12 protein-coding genes and 2 pseudogenes are annotated in these 15094 nt (G+C 64.0%); 10 read left to right on the forward strand and 4 right to left on the reverse strand.

All coding sequences use genetic code 11. The features are described 5' to 3' along the window. Positions 1-27: 27 nt before the first annotated feature. Positions 28-510: a hypothetical protein gene (locus EV378_RS26665; RefSeq protein WP_132430143.1), complete on the reverse strand. Its 483-nt coding sequence runs from the start codon at positions 508-510 to the stop codon at positions 28-30. 1313 nt (positions 511-1823) lie between these two features. Between EV378_RS26665 and EV378_RS26670 the strand changes: the two genes are divergently transcribed. From EV378_RS26670 to EV378_RS26695, 6 genes are all read left to right on the forward strand, one after another. Then, on the forward strand, positions 1824-4094 hold the full coding sequence (locus EV378_RS26670) for an NACHT domain-containing protein (RefSeq protein WP_165922500.1): 2271 nt from the start codon (positions 1824-1826) through the stop codon (positions 4092-4094). Positions 4095-4494: 400 nt separating this feature from the next. Continuing rightward, entirely contained in the window at positions 4495-5733 is a 1239-nt protein-coding gene (locus EV378_RS26675; RefSeq protein WP_132430145.1) for a helix-turn-helix domain-containing protein, read from the forward strand. After that, on the forward strand, positions 5730-6287 hold the full coding sequence (locus EV378_RS26680; RefSeq protein WP_132430146.1) for a flavoprotein: 558 nt from the start codon (positions 5730-5732) through the stop codon (positions 6285-6287). Before EV378_RS26675 ends, EV378_RS26680 begins: the two co-directional genes overlap by 4 nt. Before the next feature lie 222 nt (positions 6288-6509). Further along, positions 6510-7889 (forward strand): transposase, encoded by a 1380-nt coding sequence (locus EV378_RS26685; RefSeq protein ID WP_132430147.1) that lies wholly within the window; start codon positions 6510-6512, stop codon positions 7887-7889. Continuing rightward, positions 7829-8611 (forward strand): hypothetical protein, encoded by a 783-nt coding sequence (locus EV378_RS26690; RefSeq protein WP_132430148.1) that lies wholly within the window; start codon positions 7829-7831, stop codon positions 8609-8611. The genes EV378_RS26685 and EV378_RS26690 overlap by 61 nt, the downstream gene beginning before the upstream one ends. Positions 8612-9259: 648 nt before the next feature. Further along, positions 9260-9544 carry a hypothetical protein gene (locus EV378_RS26695; RefSeq protein WP_132430149.1) on the forward strand — a complete coding sequence of 95 codons (285 nt, stop codon included), beginning with the start codon at positions 9260-9262 and terminating at the stop codon, positions 9542-9544. 119 nt (positions 9545-9663) lie between these two features. Here EV378_RS26695 and EV378_RS26700 read toward each other — a convergent pair whose 3' ends face one another. After that, entirely contained in the window at positions 9664-10395 is a 732-nt protein-coding gene (locus EV378_RS26700; protein ID WP_132430150.1) for a cutinase family protein, read from the reverse strand. 302 nt (positions 10396-10697) lie between these two features. After that, positions 10698-11147 (reverse strand): annotated as a pseudogene (locus tag EV378_RS26705) (acyl-CoA dehydrogenase family protein); the annotation flags it as partial. Positions 11148-11767: 620 nt separating this feature from the next. Between EV378_RS26705 and EV378_RS26710 the strand changes: the two are divergent. The 3 genes from EV378_RS26710 (at position 11768) to EV378_RS26720 (ending at position 14093) form a co-directional block, all read left to right on the forward strand. Further along, positions 11768-12538, forward strand: a complete 771-nt coding sequence (locus EV378_RS26710; RefSeq protein WP_132430152.1) for a hypothetical protein — start codon at positions 11768-11770, stop codon at positions 12536-12538. Positions 12539-12913: 375 nt separating this feature from the next. Next, the gene (locus EV378_RS26715; RefSeq protein ID WP_132430153.1) at positions 12914-13342 is read left to right on the forward strand and encodes an IS110 family transposase; all 429 of its coding nucleotides are present in this window, start codon (positions 12914-12916) and stop codon (positions 13340-13342) included. 292 nt (positions 13343-13634) lie between these two features. Beyond that, positions 13635-14093 carry a hypothetical protein gene (locus tag EV378_RS26720; protein ID WP_132430154.1) on the forward strand — a complete coding sequence of 153 codons (459 nt, stop codon included), beginning with the start codon at positions 13635-13637 and terminating at the stop codon, positions 14091-14093. Positions 14094-14538: 445 nt separating this feature from the next. Here the strand turns inward: EV378_RS26720 and EV378_RS36510 are convergent. Further along, positions 14539-14697 (reverse strand): annotated as a pseudogene (locus EV378_RS36510) (PH domain-containing protein); the annotation flags it as partial. 91 nt (positions 14698-14788) lie between these two features. On the opposite strand from EV378_RS36510, the gene EV378_RS35575 reads away from it, so the two are divergent. Then, positions 14789-15049, forward strand: coding sequence for a hypothetical protein (locus EV378_RS35575; RefSeq protein ID WP_165922392.1), 261 nt, complete (start codon positions 14789-14791; stop codon positions 15047-15049). The last annotated feature ends 45 nt before the right edge of the window (positions 15050-15094 follow it).

Raw genomic sequence — 15094 nt, forward strand, 5'->3', positions numbered from 1 at the left:
GCGACTCCAATCGTCGACAGGGAGCGGTCAGAGCCGCTCAACGACGGCGGCCACGACGGCCAACGTCAGGACAGACGTGGCGAGAGCAATCAGCACGAGCGCAACTAGGCCGGACACCGCGATCGCACCGCAACCTGCTCCCACCACGATCACGCAAAGCGGAACGACGCCGGTCTCTGACAGGCCATGGGTGACGAAGGCAGCGCCAGCGAGCAGGGCGAGAGAGAGTCCAGCGAGGACTAGCAGCGCGACCGGGTGCCCCCAGGTCGCGATCGCGCAGGCCGGGCCCGAGCAAGGCAGGACGTCGAGGAACACGAACGCGAGCCACGCAGCGAGGCCTGCGTTTGCGACGCCGATGAACCAGATGGTTGCCCGAACCGGGCCAGCGACCGGGACCGGCACACCGCCCCACGGCCGGGTCTGGTGCTCGAGATAGGTACCGAGCGGACTGCGGCCAGCCGTCGGGACACGATTGATCGGAGGTCTGGCTAGGAATGGGGCCGAGCTCATGAGTGCTCCTCTGATGGTGCCGATCCGGGTGCGATGGAGCCAGAACAGCAGTGCCTAGGGAGCGTGGGTCCGGATTGGGCCTCGAACAGCCCGATCTGCGCCACTCGTCGGTCGCACCTCCTATACTCACCGGCCGATGAGTCGGTTAGGGCGCGCACCGGCTCATCGGGGGCTAGCCAGAAGGGTCGGCTGCCGGGCTTGGACGGCTCGAGTAGAGCGCCTCGTGTGCAGGCGCGGGTGCCCTTGGGTAGCGAGCCTTAGCGCAGAGAGGCCTCCACCGCACACCCGCTTCGTCACGGCTGAGGCAGCCCTGAGTATCGGCTCTTGATCGCCGATGTCAGGGGATGACGGAAAATCGAGCTCGACCTTAGACAGAAAGGCGATCTTGAGCGGCAGATCTCGGCGGCGCAACCGTTGCGTTCGTCGGGTACTTGCAGTGCCCGAGAGGGCAGTCTGCGCGTCGATTCGCCACGCTGCCTGGTCGAGGTCTGCGCGTCAGCAAAGGTGCGGTCCGGCGTCAGCGACTGTGCGCTGTCGGCCAGCGCACCGCTGGTACGACGACTAAAGTCCGAAGCAGCCGTATCCCTTCGGCTACTCAGGACCAGCGATAGAGTCAGACATCTGTGCGATTGCGTCAGATCGGTGAGGGGGTTGCCTTGGTAGATGCACTTGGATCGCTTCTGGGCGCAGTCGCTGGACGGGCCACTGCGCGGTCGCTAAGTGCGGTTCTAGGGCCAGAGGGTGCGGCAGCCTTGGCTACTTCTATCGACGCAGATGTTGGCATATTTGAGCTTCGCGATGCCGACAATGAGCCGGTTGGCTTGCTATCTACAGCACAAGTCAGGGATATCGACTTGTTCTTAGCCCGCCCTGAAGTACGAAGTATCTGCGAGTCGTACCTCATTATTACGACCGCTGCTGCGGGTCTAGGCGAATCCGACACGGCCGCCGCCGAGGAATCTAGAAGCGCGATCGCAGAAGCCTTCGAAGAAATTGCAGGCAGGTGGTGTTCCGAAAATCGGACCGACGCCTGGCACACACTTGCGTTGGACATATGGCGTCTGATGGCGGGCGAGCTCGACTCCGCAACTGAGCGCGTACGATTGTACATGCAGAGGGACACTCGTCATGGGGCTCAGTTCACTCAGGGGGCGGTCTTCGCTTCGCAGTTGCTAAGAGGCTCACATCGCGATTTCGGTTCGTATTCTCGTAGCCTTACGGAAGTCTTCCGCGACACTAGCCGAATCACTCACGCCTTAGAAGCTGGCAGCATGATCAGTGCTGCGATGCGTCGACGCTACGAAGAGCTCCCCATGACGCAGATCCAGGATGATCACCGTTTCCTAGACTCGCAACTCTATGTGCAAAGGACTATTCGACCGTTCCGGGGTGACGGTCAAGTTTCGCAGGCCCCAGGGGTGGCGCCCATCCATAGCGAAGAACTTACTAGGCCTCACGTCCGCGGCCGAGCCGTGATCATCGGTAACCCTGGCGTTGGTAAGAGTACGCTTATTGGCCATATGGCCCTCCAATTGTCAAGCGATATCGAGCTGGGGCTGACTCCGATAGTGCTGCTTTGTAAGAAAATTGGGGCGCCTAGCGGGGAAGATGTTTCCATTGTCGAGCACGTCGTGCGGCGGTTGAGCGCTGACCATTCGCTAACTTTGAATGTGAACCAGATCCGCGACTTGCTTCTTCTGGGCAAGGCGTGTCTCATCTTCGATGGCATCGACGAAGTACTAGATCATACTCGGCGGCGCACGCTAATTCGTCGAATCGAGGCGTTCGCTGAGGAGTTTCCGGCCGTCAGCGTTCTCGCAACTAGTAGGAAAGTCGGCTACGAACAAGCGCGCTTCAGTGATGACTTTCAGACGTACTCGTTGGCCGAATTCGATTACAGGCAGTTCCTAGAATATGTTCGGCGTTGGTTTGCTCTGACTCGCCGCGATGATGTTGAGCGCAACGCCTTTATTGCAGAATCGGAGTCGGTCGCCGACATTCGGAGCAACCCGCTCATGTTGTCTCTCCTGTGTGGCCTATATCAAGCTCGGGGGTACATCCCACGGAACCGACGGCTAGTGTATCGAGAATGCGCTGACCTATTGTTTACGCGGTGGGATGCCAGTCGCCAGATCGAGCAGCCGACTGACCATCGTCAGCACGGCAACTATCTCATGCATGAGATCGCCCTATTCTTCTTTGAGAACCAAACTGCTCAAGCTGGCGTAGAGGAGTCGCAATTGACCGGCCTCATCGCCCGCTTCTTCGAGAACACTGCCGGTCTTGACCGAGACGAGAGTACCCGCCGGGCACGCCTTTTCCTTGAGTTTTGTTCTGGACGCGCATGGCTCCTCTCCCGGCTGGGAACGGACGCTCGCGGACGGCGACTTTATAGCTTTACTCATCGAACCTTTATGGAGTATTACGCAGCTGAGGCGTTCGTGCGTCGCAGCGATGGTATAGAACATCTAGTAGATAGAATCGAGAAGGTATTCCGCTCGAATCCGAGCTCTGTTGTGCCAGAGGTTATGGTCCAAGCCTTTGATGAAAGAGTAGAGCGTGGCGCTGAAAAGGTCTTACGGTTGCTTGTTGCTCGCGGGACGAGAGGGCGGACAGGAGTTGTCGCGGACAACTATCTCACCCTTTGCTTGCGTACAGTCAATGTCTGCGCAATGTCTCGAGCTATTATTGATCTCCTGCCGCAGATGTGTCTAGATTTCTGGCGCGAAGCTGGTCCTGTTAAGACTACGAACCGATCATCAGCGGCTCTTTTTGAGCTACATCGGGACGCTCGCGCTAAGATGCTGGACGGGCGTGATCACGCGAAAAGCGGTCGCCTTGAGTATGAGATAGATCGCAGGTGGGCGCGCTTTGAATTAATCGGTAGCGCTGATCAATTCGATGCCGGGTGGGCTGACGAAGTACGCCCGCTTCTATATGCAAATGAGGGCGGTAATAGTCGGTTCCAAGAAGTTCCTTGGATGCGATATGTCGCTACTCATGGCTTGAGTATAGATCAGGCTATCGTCGACTTGTGGTTGCTAAGGCACGTCGTATCTCCGGGCGAGCTCATCGTAGATGCCCCGAACGTCCGCCGCGCTGAACCGTCCCTCTTAACTGAAGGTTTTGGTGGGGTATTGCCCGGCGTTGCCCTACGAGTCATCGTATCAATTATTGATGGCGAGTGGCGCCTAATCGATGATTGGCACAGAGGTCTACTTCGCTACTATTGGCGGCGAACCAAGGTGCACGTTAGTCATGTCATCGCGGACGAGGTGCTGAAGGTATTGTATTCAGAGCACGTGGGATGGAGCCTTGACTGGGGATCTCCGGCAATTGGCTTTGCGGAAGTCGTCGAGGAGGCGAAGCCGATCTTCCTCTGGCTTGCCTTGTTGGACTTCGAGGTAAGCGGCAGTCTCGCCGGCATGTCAGAAGCCGTGATATCAGAGCTTATTGGGATCAGTAAATTCTGGCAGGCTGTCAACAGAAATGTCGCGATCGACCCTGATTGTTCGAGTTCCTTTGGCTCGTACGGGAACTGGGCTAGAGCTTGGGTGCATGGCCAGCGAATCATCAACGGATAGATCGATCCAACCCAGCTGCTTTGTTTCAGACGAAGATCGTTCGATGTCAAGAAACTGTCGACTCTGGCCCAGACTTTTGTGCGCATGCACTTCCTGGCGAGATTGATGTGATCCTGCTCGATATTCCCATCGAGGCGTCGACTTAGTGTGGGCTGTGAGTTGCGCCCGCAGGTGAAGCGGATATCGTCAGCAGGATCGCGACAACAGCGACCGTATACGTTGGGAACATGAATCGTCACTCGGCCTGGCTCGTCCGGCTGTTCGGCACCAGGAGCCCGTCGTCAGATGAGAGGCTTGGAATCGGTTTACCTTCGTAAAGGGTCGCAGGTTCGCACCTCCTGGAAATGCCCTTCGTGGGAACGTGTCCGAAGGGCGTCGCACGTAGCGGTAGCCTGGAGCCGTGCGTGGGGCTGGTGACGAGATGCAGATCGGCGAACGGATCGCCTTCTACCGGCAGCGTCGTGGCTACACACAGAGCCAGCTCGCGGGGCTCGTCGGCCGCAGTACAGATTGGCTGAGCAAGATCGAGCGCGGCGAACGCCAGGCTCGTCGCGTCGACGTTCTGACCGAGCTGGCCGCCGCCTTGCGCGTCTCGCTTGGCGATCTCATGGGCCAGCCCGTCCTCATGGAGGACGACGACGAGCGGGACGACATCCCAGCTATCCGCGACGCGCTCATGGCGCCGGGCCGGCTGTCCCGGGTGCTGTTCGCCTCGGAGGAGGGAGCGCCGCCGGACCTTCGCCAAGCCGAGCAGCTCGTCGAGTTCCTGTGGGCCGACTACCAGCGCGGACGCATCGGCGATGTCGTCCAGCAGCTTCCTCGCCTGATCCAGGCTGCCCAACAGCTGGAGGACGCCGCGGCTGGCCGGGACTCGGATGATCGCCGTCGGTCCTGGGCGATGTCTGCCCGCACACACCACCTCGCGGCGACGACGTTGAGCAAGGTCGGAGAGGCAGACCTGTCGTGGATCGCGGCGGAGCGCGCGATGAAGGCGGCAGACGAAGCTGACGACCCGCTGGTCCTTGCGTCCGCAGCCCGGGCCGCAACGCACGCCCTTCTGGCCGTCGGACGCTACGACGACGCGTTGAGCCTGGGCGAGACCGCGGCCAGCTGGCTCGTTCCGCAGGTGGAGGCCGGCGATCCGAACGCACTCAGCCTGCTCGGGATGCTGCATCTGCGTACAGCCGTCGCGGCTGCGCGCCGTCAGGACCGCACCTCCGCCGACGACCTTCTCAACCAAGCGGAGCGCTCGGCTGAGCGGCTCGGGGAGGATGCGAACTACTGGCAGACGGGGTTCGGGCCGGCGAACGTCGAACTCCACCGCCTGTCGGCAGGGCTAGACCTCGGCGACATGACGTGGGTAGCCAACCGCGGCGAGGACGTCGACGTCTCGCACCTCCCGATCGAGCGCCAGGTCACGCACATGATCGACCTTGCTCGCGCCCTCTCGTACTTGGCCCGGGACGACGATGCTCTGGCCCTGCTGCTCAGCGCCGAGCAGACCGCGCCGGCGCTGGTACGCCACAGCGCCGTCGTACGGGAGACGGTGAAGAACATGCACCGACGGGCGCCGGTGACCGGCGGCAGCCGCTCGTCACGCTTGCTTGGCCTGGCACAGCGGTGCCGGGCGGTGCGATGACCGACGACGCACCGGTCGTCGGTCTCGTCGCCGGTGCGGTAGGTGGCGTCGAGACGATCCGGCCCGACTTTGTCGCCCCGGCGCTCGACCGCGGTTGGCGGGTCGCCGTCACACTGACGCCGACCGCTGGCCAGTGGCTGGACAAGTCTGGCGAGCTCGAGCACCTCACGGGGCTCCCGGTGCGGGTGGCGCCGCGGCAGCCCGGCGAACGCAGCCCGCACCCGCCGGTCAACTGCTACGTCGTCGCGCCGGCGTCGGCGAACACCGTCGCCAAGCTCGCGCTCGGTATCGCTGACAACCAGGCGCTCACCACCGTTGGGGAGGCGATCGGCAATCCGGCCACGCCGGTCGTCGTGTTTCCGCGCGTGAACGCGGCGCTCGCCCGCCACCCCGCCTGGGAGGGACACCTGGCTGCGCTCCGCGCCGGCGGGGTCCACCTCGTGTACGGACCGGACGTATGGGTCCTTCACGAACCGCGGCAGGCGCCGCCGGACCGCCGGCTGCCGTGGGACTCGATACTCACAATCGTTGACCGGATCATCAATGACAGCTAGATTTTCCGTGATCAATCGCGATCTCTGAGGGACCCGGACAGTTTGTCCGGGTCCCTCGTGCATTCCGGGGTTCTCCTGTGATCGTGCCGCCTACGCGGTGCTGAGGCACAGGAGGAAGCTCGATGTCAGTTCACAATCGCGAACGATCTGACACGACAGAGCCTGTTGCAGAAACTACCTACCGGCCAACGCTCTGTTGATCTTTGGTGGCAGGATCGGCGGGTGGGTTTGAACTACGTCACGGGTGATCGTGAGCAGCGGTTTCTGCTGGCGCCGGACATGCGGGACTGGCTGGCCCCGGAGCACCTGTGCTGGTTCGTGATCGACGTCGTCGAGGCTCTCGACCTGGACGCGTTCCACCGCTCCTACCGAGCTGACGGGCACGGTCGTGCCGCCTACGACCCTGCGGTGATGGTGGCGGTGCTGCTGTACGCCTATTGCACCGGTGTGCGCTCGAGTCGCCAGATCCAGCGCCGCTGCCTCGAACAGATCGACTATCGGATCCTGGCCGCCGGCCTGGCCCCGGACCACGTCACCCTGGCCAGGTTTCGGGCCCGCCACGCCGACGCGCTGGCCGCGGTGTTCGTGGACTCCCTACGGCTGTGCGCCGAGGCCGGGCTGGTCTCGCTCGGCGCGATCGCCGTGGACGGCACGAAGATCGCCGCGAACGCCTCGATCGATCGCAACCGGACCAGTGAGGAACTCGGCAAACAGATCTCCGCGATCCTCGCGGAGGCCGCCGAGATCGATGCCGCCGAGGACGCGGCGTCCGATCAGGACCACCAGAGCGAGTCGGGACCGGCGGTGGATCCGGCGCTCCGTCGGGCCGCGCTCGACGCAGCACGCCAGCGACTCGAAGCGGCTCGGACGCGGCTCGAGGTCGTCGCCGCTGACCGCGCTGCTCGGTTCGAGGCCCGTTCCGCCCAGCTCAACGCCGCCCGCGCGGCGAAAGGACAGCCGCCGCGCCAGTTCCGGCCCCGAGCTCGCGACGAGGCACCCAAGCCGGGAACGACGACGAATCTGACCGACCCGGACAGTCGCCCGATGCAGTCTCGCCATGGCCGAGTCCAAGGCTTCAACGCCCAGACCGTCACGACCGCCGGGCAGATCATCGTGGCCGCCGAGGTCAGCACCGACAGCAACGACGTCGCCCAACTCGCACCAATGCTGAGCGCCACCCGCGCCGGGCTGACCGCCGCCGGGATCACCGAGCCGATCGATGCTCTGGTCGCCGACGCCGGCTACTGGCGCGCCGAGAACGTCAACGCCTCCCACCCCGACCTCGCACGCCCCGATGGTCCGACGCTCTACATCGCGGTCGCACGACACGGCCGGCGCGGTAAACCCCGACAAGATGGCAAACCGAGCGAGGCCACCACCACGGCGCTGGTCGAACAGATGACCGCCCGCCTCAAGACCGACACCGGCAAGAAGATGATGCGGATGCGCTCGACCAGCGTTGAGCCGGTTTTCGGACAGATCAAACACGGCCGCGGGATCCGACAGCTATCCCGCCGCGGGCTGGTCGCCGCCCGAGCCGAGTGGAAGCTCATCGCCGCCACCCACAACCTGCTCAAGCTCTACCGCGCCACTGCCATCTGAACACCGACCCGCACCGGACACCACCGAGCGCGCCATCCGGATCACCACCAGCCAGCCTGAGATCCCACCGTCAGCTCCTTTGCGCAACAGGCTCAGCCGAGGCAACAGCGCTGGCCGGCACGCTCGAGACGCGAGCGGCCGATCTGCAGGAGGTCGACGACGCCCGGGCCCGCTGGCTCGTGCACACCGCTCAGACCCGCAGCCAGGCCGAGCTGTCCCGGACTGAGCTGTCGGCGCGCGACGCCGACGAGGATCCCGACGAGCGCGTGACGGCTGCTCAGTGGAAGGCCGCCCACGACGCCGCGATCGCCGAGGACGAGCAGCACCGCGACGTCACCGAGGACGACGTCGACACACGGCCGATTGATGCGGAGGCCGCCGACCAGGGCGACGAGGCGCGCGACGATCGTGCAGCCGACGCGGCCGAGTCCCGCCAGTCCGACCTACGGGACGAGGCCGCCGCCGAGCCACAACCGCTCGATGAGGACGTCGTCCAGGTACCTGACGCGGATGCGACCGCTCGCAGCCTGGACCGGGCCGAGCGGGTACTCGACGAGATCAGTTACCGCGATTCCGCCGAGGAGGGCGACGACGTCGACCGACGCGGTGAGGAACTATCTCGCTGGCACGTCGACGATCAGACCGCCGACGCCGGCGTTGCGGACGACGACGAGTTCGTCGACGTCTACGAGGGGCCGTCGCCCGGGGATGACCGACTGTGACCCTTGTTCGGCGACCAGGCCGTGGGGCGCCCGTCCGAGTCGAAGGGAGCCGGACCGTCGTGCCGCCATGCCCAGCGCGGCGTCGCGCGGACGCCTTCGCACCAGCCGGGCTGGCTCACCAGCAGCGTCGGTCGGCGTTCGGCGAGCCGTTCCGCAGCCTGGTACTCGCGCTCGATCAGTTCCTCGAACGCGAACTGTCGCGTCCCCGTTGCCGGCGCCCGTGGAGGGCGCGGTCGGCCCCACGGTGGGGAGTAGATCGCGCAGGCCAACCACTGGCACGTCGCAGCGACGCCGCCCGCGTACCAGTTCTGAGCGTCGGAGTCCGACGAGTCGGACTCGGTAGCCGTCGCCCAGACCGCGATGAACTCGGCGCGCGGGACCCGCAGATTCCCGCGGGGAATCCGCTCGATCTGCTCCGCGTCGACCGCCGTCACACCAGCAGGGTGGCACGACGCACCGACAGATCACCACGGTTCACCTGCGGTGACGGATCCGCGCGGACATCGGCGGGCGGCGACTGGCCCAGTTGAGATCACCCTCACGAGGGGCTGGCGAGGGTTGCGCCCGAACTCGTCGCTGCCGAGCCTGAACGTGTCCCGCTTCCCCCGGGACCAGCACTCCGCACCACAGAATCCCGGGGGATCCAGCTTGCCGACCCAGCGACGCCTACGCGAGATCGACCGGCTACGTGCCCACCAAGAGATACTTCGCGCCGCGGCGGCCTGGGTCCTGGAGCAACCGGCGCGCGGCACGATCGCCGTGCTGTCCGAGCCCGAGGTGGCGAAGCACTGCGCAGCCCTGCTCGAGCACTTCGCGGACTACTGCGAGCAGATGGACGAAGCGACCCGCGGCTACGTCGTCCGCTTGGCCTGGGAGCTGATCGGTGACCAGATGGACCGCCCCTCGGTTCGGCGCACCCGACGGGGGCATTGATCGTTGCGAGTCCGATGGCCTGATCATTACGGCCGTGGCTCTAACTGCTAGGTTCTAGGTGATCCGCACGGACAGTATGGGGATGGGTCCCGCCTATGCAGATGCGGCCCTCTAAGTCTCTACTTAGTAGTGGCGAGCACCCGTTCGCTTAGCCACCCGCCCAGGTATTCGGAGATTGTAGACTTGGTTCCGGGCCAGTCGGTATACAGATACCGGCTCTCGTGATCCTTATTGCGCAGCTCGGCGAACACCTGCAGCCCGATGACTGTGGCCCGCGCGGGAGGCGGCGCAAGCGCGAGCCTCTGTATGTAGCTATCACACACAAGGTCGCCTCTGAGGCAAACCGACTTAACTGGCATGCTGCTCGGGAACGGCGGTCGAGCGCCTGCAACGCCCTCGCCAAAGCCGAAGCCGATTCGAGTGGCGCCCGGCGATCCTGCGTTGAAGCCAGGATCCGCGATCAGAACGCCGCCCAGCAACTTGTCCTGCGGAATGGGGCTGTTTGTGCGCGCAATCGTGTTTAGCAGGTCGCCTACAATGTGGGCACCTTGGGAGAAGCCCGCAATAATGACTTTGGTGTTCTTGCAGTCACGAAAATTCTGGAGCCATTCGTAGGTGGTGTTGTAGCCTTCGTTCTTTGACTCGAAGTAGTGGATATCCAGCTTCGCAGGATAGTCAGTCGGGTGGATACTATACGAGATATTTGGCCGCTTTGAAGTTATAGTTTTCCGGACTCGCCCAATGACCGAGTCGACCTCGACGCCGCCACCGTAAGAGTCCCCGTTGGCTGCGCCTTGATGGCTACCTGGAACGGTTACAATCGAGACATCAGGGCACCCTGGCCCGGCCATGGCGGAAGACGACAACCATACGGTCGAAACAAGCAGTATTACTGCTGTGAGTACTGCGGAAATTAGAGTGCGGGCCACTCGTAGCTCCGATCGTGGGGCGGTAGTCGACGACCTTAACGACCCTTCCGGGTTAGGGATACTGCCTCATTTGGCGAATCGGGATGACTCGGACAACTCGCCGTGGAGATCATCGGTTTTGATGATCGCACCCGGCTCCGTTGAACTGCCGCCGCAGCGATGTAGGTACTCGTGCCCCCTTTGACCGGAGATGTCGGCCGGAGACCACTACCGACCCGATGTCGTCACCCGGCAGCCGCTCCGAACGATGAGATGCCGGTAATCGCCCGTCCCATGATCAGGGTGTGGATCTCGTCGGTGCCCTCGTAGGTGCGGACGCCCTCGAGGTTGCAGGCGTGGCGCACGGGGGAGTGGTCGAGGGTGATGCCGTTGCCGCCGAGGATCGTGCGGGCCTCGAGACAGATCTCGATGGCTGCTCGGACGTTGTTGAGCTTGCCGAAGCTGATCTGCTCCGGACGCAGTCGGCCGGCGTCCTTGAGACGGCCGGTGTGGAGCGCGACGAGCATGCCTTTCTGGATCTCGAGCACCATGTCAACGAGCTCGCGCTGGGTGAGCTGGAACGCTGCGATCGGAGTGCCGAACTGCTCGCGCTGCTTCGCGTAGTTCAACGCGGCGAGGTAGGTGTCACGGGCAGCGCCCATCGCGCCCCACATGATCCCGTAGCGGGCCTCGTTGGCGGTGGCTCACGTCGGGACAGCTTTCATCCCGAATACGTCGATGAACCTCCGGCAACTATCGACGAGCCGGCCGCCATGACCCCGCTGACCGAAAGGCGTCTGACTGGAGTCGCTGAGTGCCGCGAGCGGCCATCAGGTACGCGCCTCGACCTGCGGCAATGTGTCACCGCGTACCAGCAGCCGTTGGGCGACGCCCATGCGCCCGCTGCCGGAACGCTGCCGACGATCACCACTTGACCCCCAGGAGGTGTGCGTTGGCGTTTCCGCACGTCAAGCGTGTCGAGCGGCTTCGAACGGGTGCCGATGCTGGGGAAGTTCAGCAGCGCGCACCACGTGTGGTCCCCAGATGTCCCCAGCAGGGACCACTCCTTCGCAGGACTGCGCGCTTTCAAAGCGGTGAGGAGGTGTCCTGCGCCGTCCATCACCAGCGTCGCGGCGTCCAGCGGTCGGCAGGAGGTCCAAGGGCGTAGACGGGGTTGCTGTCACGGCTAGCTGTCAGACTCGCCCATCCGGCAGCTGCGTCTGAGCGCAAATATGTTCGACCGTTCGCTAGTCGTAGCCTACGCTGACCGTCTGATTATCGGCATACCGCGAGAAGAGCTGTTGAGAGGATCAAGATGACCGAGGGCGACTCGCAGGAACCGGAGGCGGAGTCGGACAATGAGTTCGCCGAGAACGTAGTTCAACAAATCTATGAGCACTTCCTAAATCCCGAGACAGATCGTCGAGAAGTCGAGAGAGATAGTTTCACTAGGGCGCTCGTAGTGCTCCCTCCCGCGCCGGGCGAGCTTAGAGTTCTTCTCGATAACGAGTTCGAGATGTCGGCGACGTTCCGTGCTGCTCGCGATATTGCCTACGGCGAAGAAGTTACTAGCGCCGACATATCAGACCTTACTGACCTTCATCCTGTCGTCCCTGATCCGGATGCGGGTTGGGTTGCTGTTGCGAAGCTCCCTGACGGCAGACGCATGGTGGCGTTCGACTTTCGACGCAATCTGGGACGTGCGGCGAAAGTCCTGAAGCGGTTTGACCAGTATCGCTCTGCGGCGGACGCTGCGGTGGAGCTAGAATTGAAAGCCCCGGCGATCGATCTCGCGCACGCGGCGTGTGAGTTGCTGATCGAGTGTCTTATGGGTCGGTTCGATGAGACCGCAAATGCTGGCCGGGGGTCGCATCGTCGGCGGGATCATTGGATTGCTCGCGAGTCGGAGATGGGAAACGTACCCAAAGAATTTCAGCAGCTATACGCTCGGCTTGCGGCCATCCGTGGCAGCGCCAGATACGCCGAGAGGTCTGAACAGTACGACCGGGCGGATGTTGCCGCTCTTGTCGCCAAGCTGGGTGAGTTTGGTGAATACGCGGCTCAGCAAGTTACACCGCGCGTGTAATCGGTTATGGGTACATCGCGTCCCAAAGGCTAAGCAGGTGCTCGGCCTTCGTAGAGTCGCCGGGTCTGTCGGCCTCGTCCCTGGTGGCGGCGTGCGTTCCCGCTCCGCGCGGAGCGCCTGTCAACGCTGCGGAGGCTGGATGTCAGTGGAGGCAAGCTGGCTCTGCCGGATCCGTCGGGTCCGGTGCGTGTCCCGGACCGTCGGGTCATCGCCCAGGCTCGCGTGGCTGTCGAGGTCCGCCTTGACAACGCGAGGCCCGGCGGGACGGGGCGTGCTGACCGGCGATGGGGTTGTGCTCTGAGAGCGCTTCAGTGACCGACCGGTAGCCGCGCCCAACCGGGGACGCCGATCTCCGCGACGGGAGCGCCAGCACCGATGAATGGGGCGGAACCGGCCACCACCAGCCACAACAGCAACGAGGCACCGGGCGAAGGGCCGATCCGCTGGGCCGGTGTGGACTGGTCCTGGCCCGAAGACGCCGTCTGCGTCATCGACGACAGCGGCGCCGCGATCGAACGCTTCGCCGTCACCCACACAACACCCGGACTGTCCACACTGGTCACCGCGCTGCAGTGCCACCAGATCACCGGAGTCGCGATCGAACGGGGCGACGGCCCGGTCGTCGCGGCCCTTCTCGATGCCGGGCTGACGTCGACTGCTGTTCCTGCTCCCGGCCACCAACGCTGCAGCAGGGGACCGGGGATCCACGCGGTGCCGGCCGGGCTCGGCGCGGCTGGGCGGAGCCATGATCGAATCCCACGACTATCCCCACGATTACTACCGCTGACCGCCAAACACCGTTGACGCTCGGGAAGTACTTGGATCGCGGTTGATCAGCGGAAATAACGTTGAGCGATCATCGCAGACCGCCGCAATACGGCGGACGTAGGACCCGTCAGGTCGTCGGTTCGAACCCGACCCGCCCCACTCTCAGCAGGTCAGCGACCCAGGTGGCGATCATGGGACTCATAACCCCACGTCGACGCGAGCGTTGCGTTCAGTGGAGTTCATGTACCGAGGTCGCTCGGTCGACAGCTCTGGCCACGGGTCGTTCGCCTGCCTTGCGTGGACTTCTGAATAAGTTCAGACTGGTCTCGTGACTACCGAGGTCCAGTGGAGCGAGCTACAGCGTGACCCCAAGGGCGTGGCCGCGCTGGCCGACAAGGGAGACGTTCGCGTTCGACGCAGGGACGGTGCTCCGCTGCTTCTGATCAGCGAGGACGCCGCCGAGTCCGCGACCGTGGGCGCGCTGAGTGCCGCCCGGGCTCTGCGCAACGCTCTGGCGCACCTGCCGGCTGAGGAAGGCGTCACGGTGCTGACCGAGGAGTTCTCCTGGCTGGATCTGCTGCCCGAGCCGGACCGACGGCAGTTCGCCACCGACTTCGTTCGTGCGGTGGAGGCTTCGGCCGAGTTGGGGCGCTGGTCCGTCCTCGCGCAGGTCGTTGTCGAGTGGAGGGCCACCGCATCGATCCATGCCGATCCGGCTCTGCTCGACGAGCTGACCCGCCCCCTGGACGACGACCACGGCCCCGTGCCGGCGCCAGAAGGTGCCTGAGACTTGCCAGCAAAGCGCGGCGACCGTGTTGCTCCGCCCGGGCCTCCCCATGGTTGGGAAGCGCGGTTCGCGACATCGGAGGCGGCCAAGGGATGGGAGGAGCTGTGCCGGGTGGCCCGTGGCAACACGTGGGAAGCGTGGATCGTGCTCACCGAACGACCTACTCGCCCCGAGAACCCCTCGCGCCAGCATCGGCTCCGCGGTCGGCTCGCTACTCGTCACATCGCAGGCCGCACGCTCGACCAGTGGCAGTACGAGGTCACCGCCGGAGGCCGCATCTGGTACTGCCCTGACGAGGACCGTCGCGTCGTGTGGGTCGTGGCGGCCGGTCCCGGCCATCCAAAGCTGACCGAATAGCGGGAAGCGCGAGCAGGTGAAGCATTCAGGGACCTGCCGCGTCCCCGGTCAGCGAGTCACATAAGTGCTCATCAGCGGCTGAACCTCGTACGAGAATGAGTCGCCGATCGGTGAACAGAAACGAGTCCCGGATCAGCTGGTACGCCGCGTGAACTTGTTCATCTAGTGACAGCAGGCGCGCGAACTCCTGGGTTGCGGCCCGGGGGTCGATGAGGAAAGCCCGTGACCTGGGCGCTGATGCGGACAAGGTCGGCCCGGTACGCCCACGGCCGTCCGGGCGCAGTCGACGCGGGCAGGACGTCTTGAGAGCCGATCCGGTGCCCAGCCACTCCGGGTACATGATCAGAACCAACGAGAATGCCAACGCTTTCGCCGTGCCTCGCCCGATCGCGGTCGTCCACCGCCGAACGTCCAAAGCGTTGTCGACCTGCGCGGACGACCACCACCGATCGCGCCTGACCGCCGTTGTCGAGCGGACTCGGGACCCGTCAGGCCGCCGGCTCGAATCCGGCCCGCCCCACTTTGTGCAGGTCAACGCGCCTTTCGAGATCATGGAACTCATAACCCATTCCATGATCGGCGCAGCGCCTGGAGCCTGACGTCCTGGACGGACTCAGGGCCGCCGATGTCGGTGATCGTGTCCG

Origin of the sequence: Pseudonocardia endophytica, assembly GCF_004339565.1 — a bacterium.
GTDB lineage: Bacteria > Actinomycetota > Actinomycetes > Mycobacteriales > Pseudonocardiaceae > Pseudonocardia > Pseudonocardia endophytica.

Coding starts and splice junctions, on each gene's coding strand:
- EV378_RS26665 (WP_132430143.1), bottom strand. CDS start 510: ATGAGCTCGGCCCCATTCCTAGCCAGACCTCCGATCAATCGTGTCCCG.
- EV378_RS26670 (WP_165922500.1), top strand. CDS start 1,824: ATGACGCAGATCCAGGATGATCACCGTTTCCTAGACTCGCAACTCTAT.
- EV378_RS26680 (WP_132430146.1), top strand. CDS start 5,730: ATGACCGACGACGCACCGGTCGTCGGTCTCGTCGCCGGTGCGGTAGGT.
- EV378_RS26700 (WP_132430150.1), bottom strand. CDS start 10,395: ATGGCCGGGCCAGGGTGCCCTGATGTCTCGATTGTAACCGTTCCAGGT.
- EV378_RS26710 (WP_132430152.1), top strand. CDS start 11,768: ATGACCGAGGGCGACTCGCAGGAACCGGAGGCGGAGTCGGACAATGAG.
- EV378_RS26715 (WP_132430153.1), top strand. CDS start 12,914: ATGAATGGGGCGGAACCGGCCACCACCAGCCACAACAGCAACGAGGCA.
- EV378_RS35575 (WP_165922392.1), top strand. CDS start 14,789: ATGATCAGAACCAACGAGAATGCCAACGCTTTCGCCGTGCCTCGCCCG.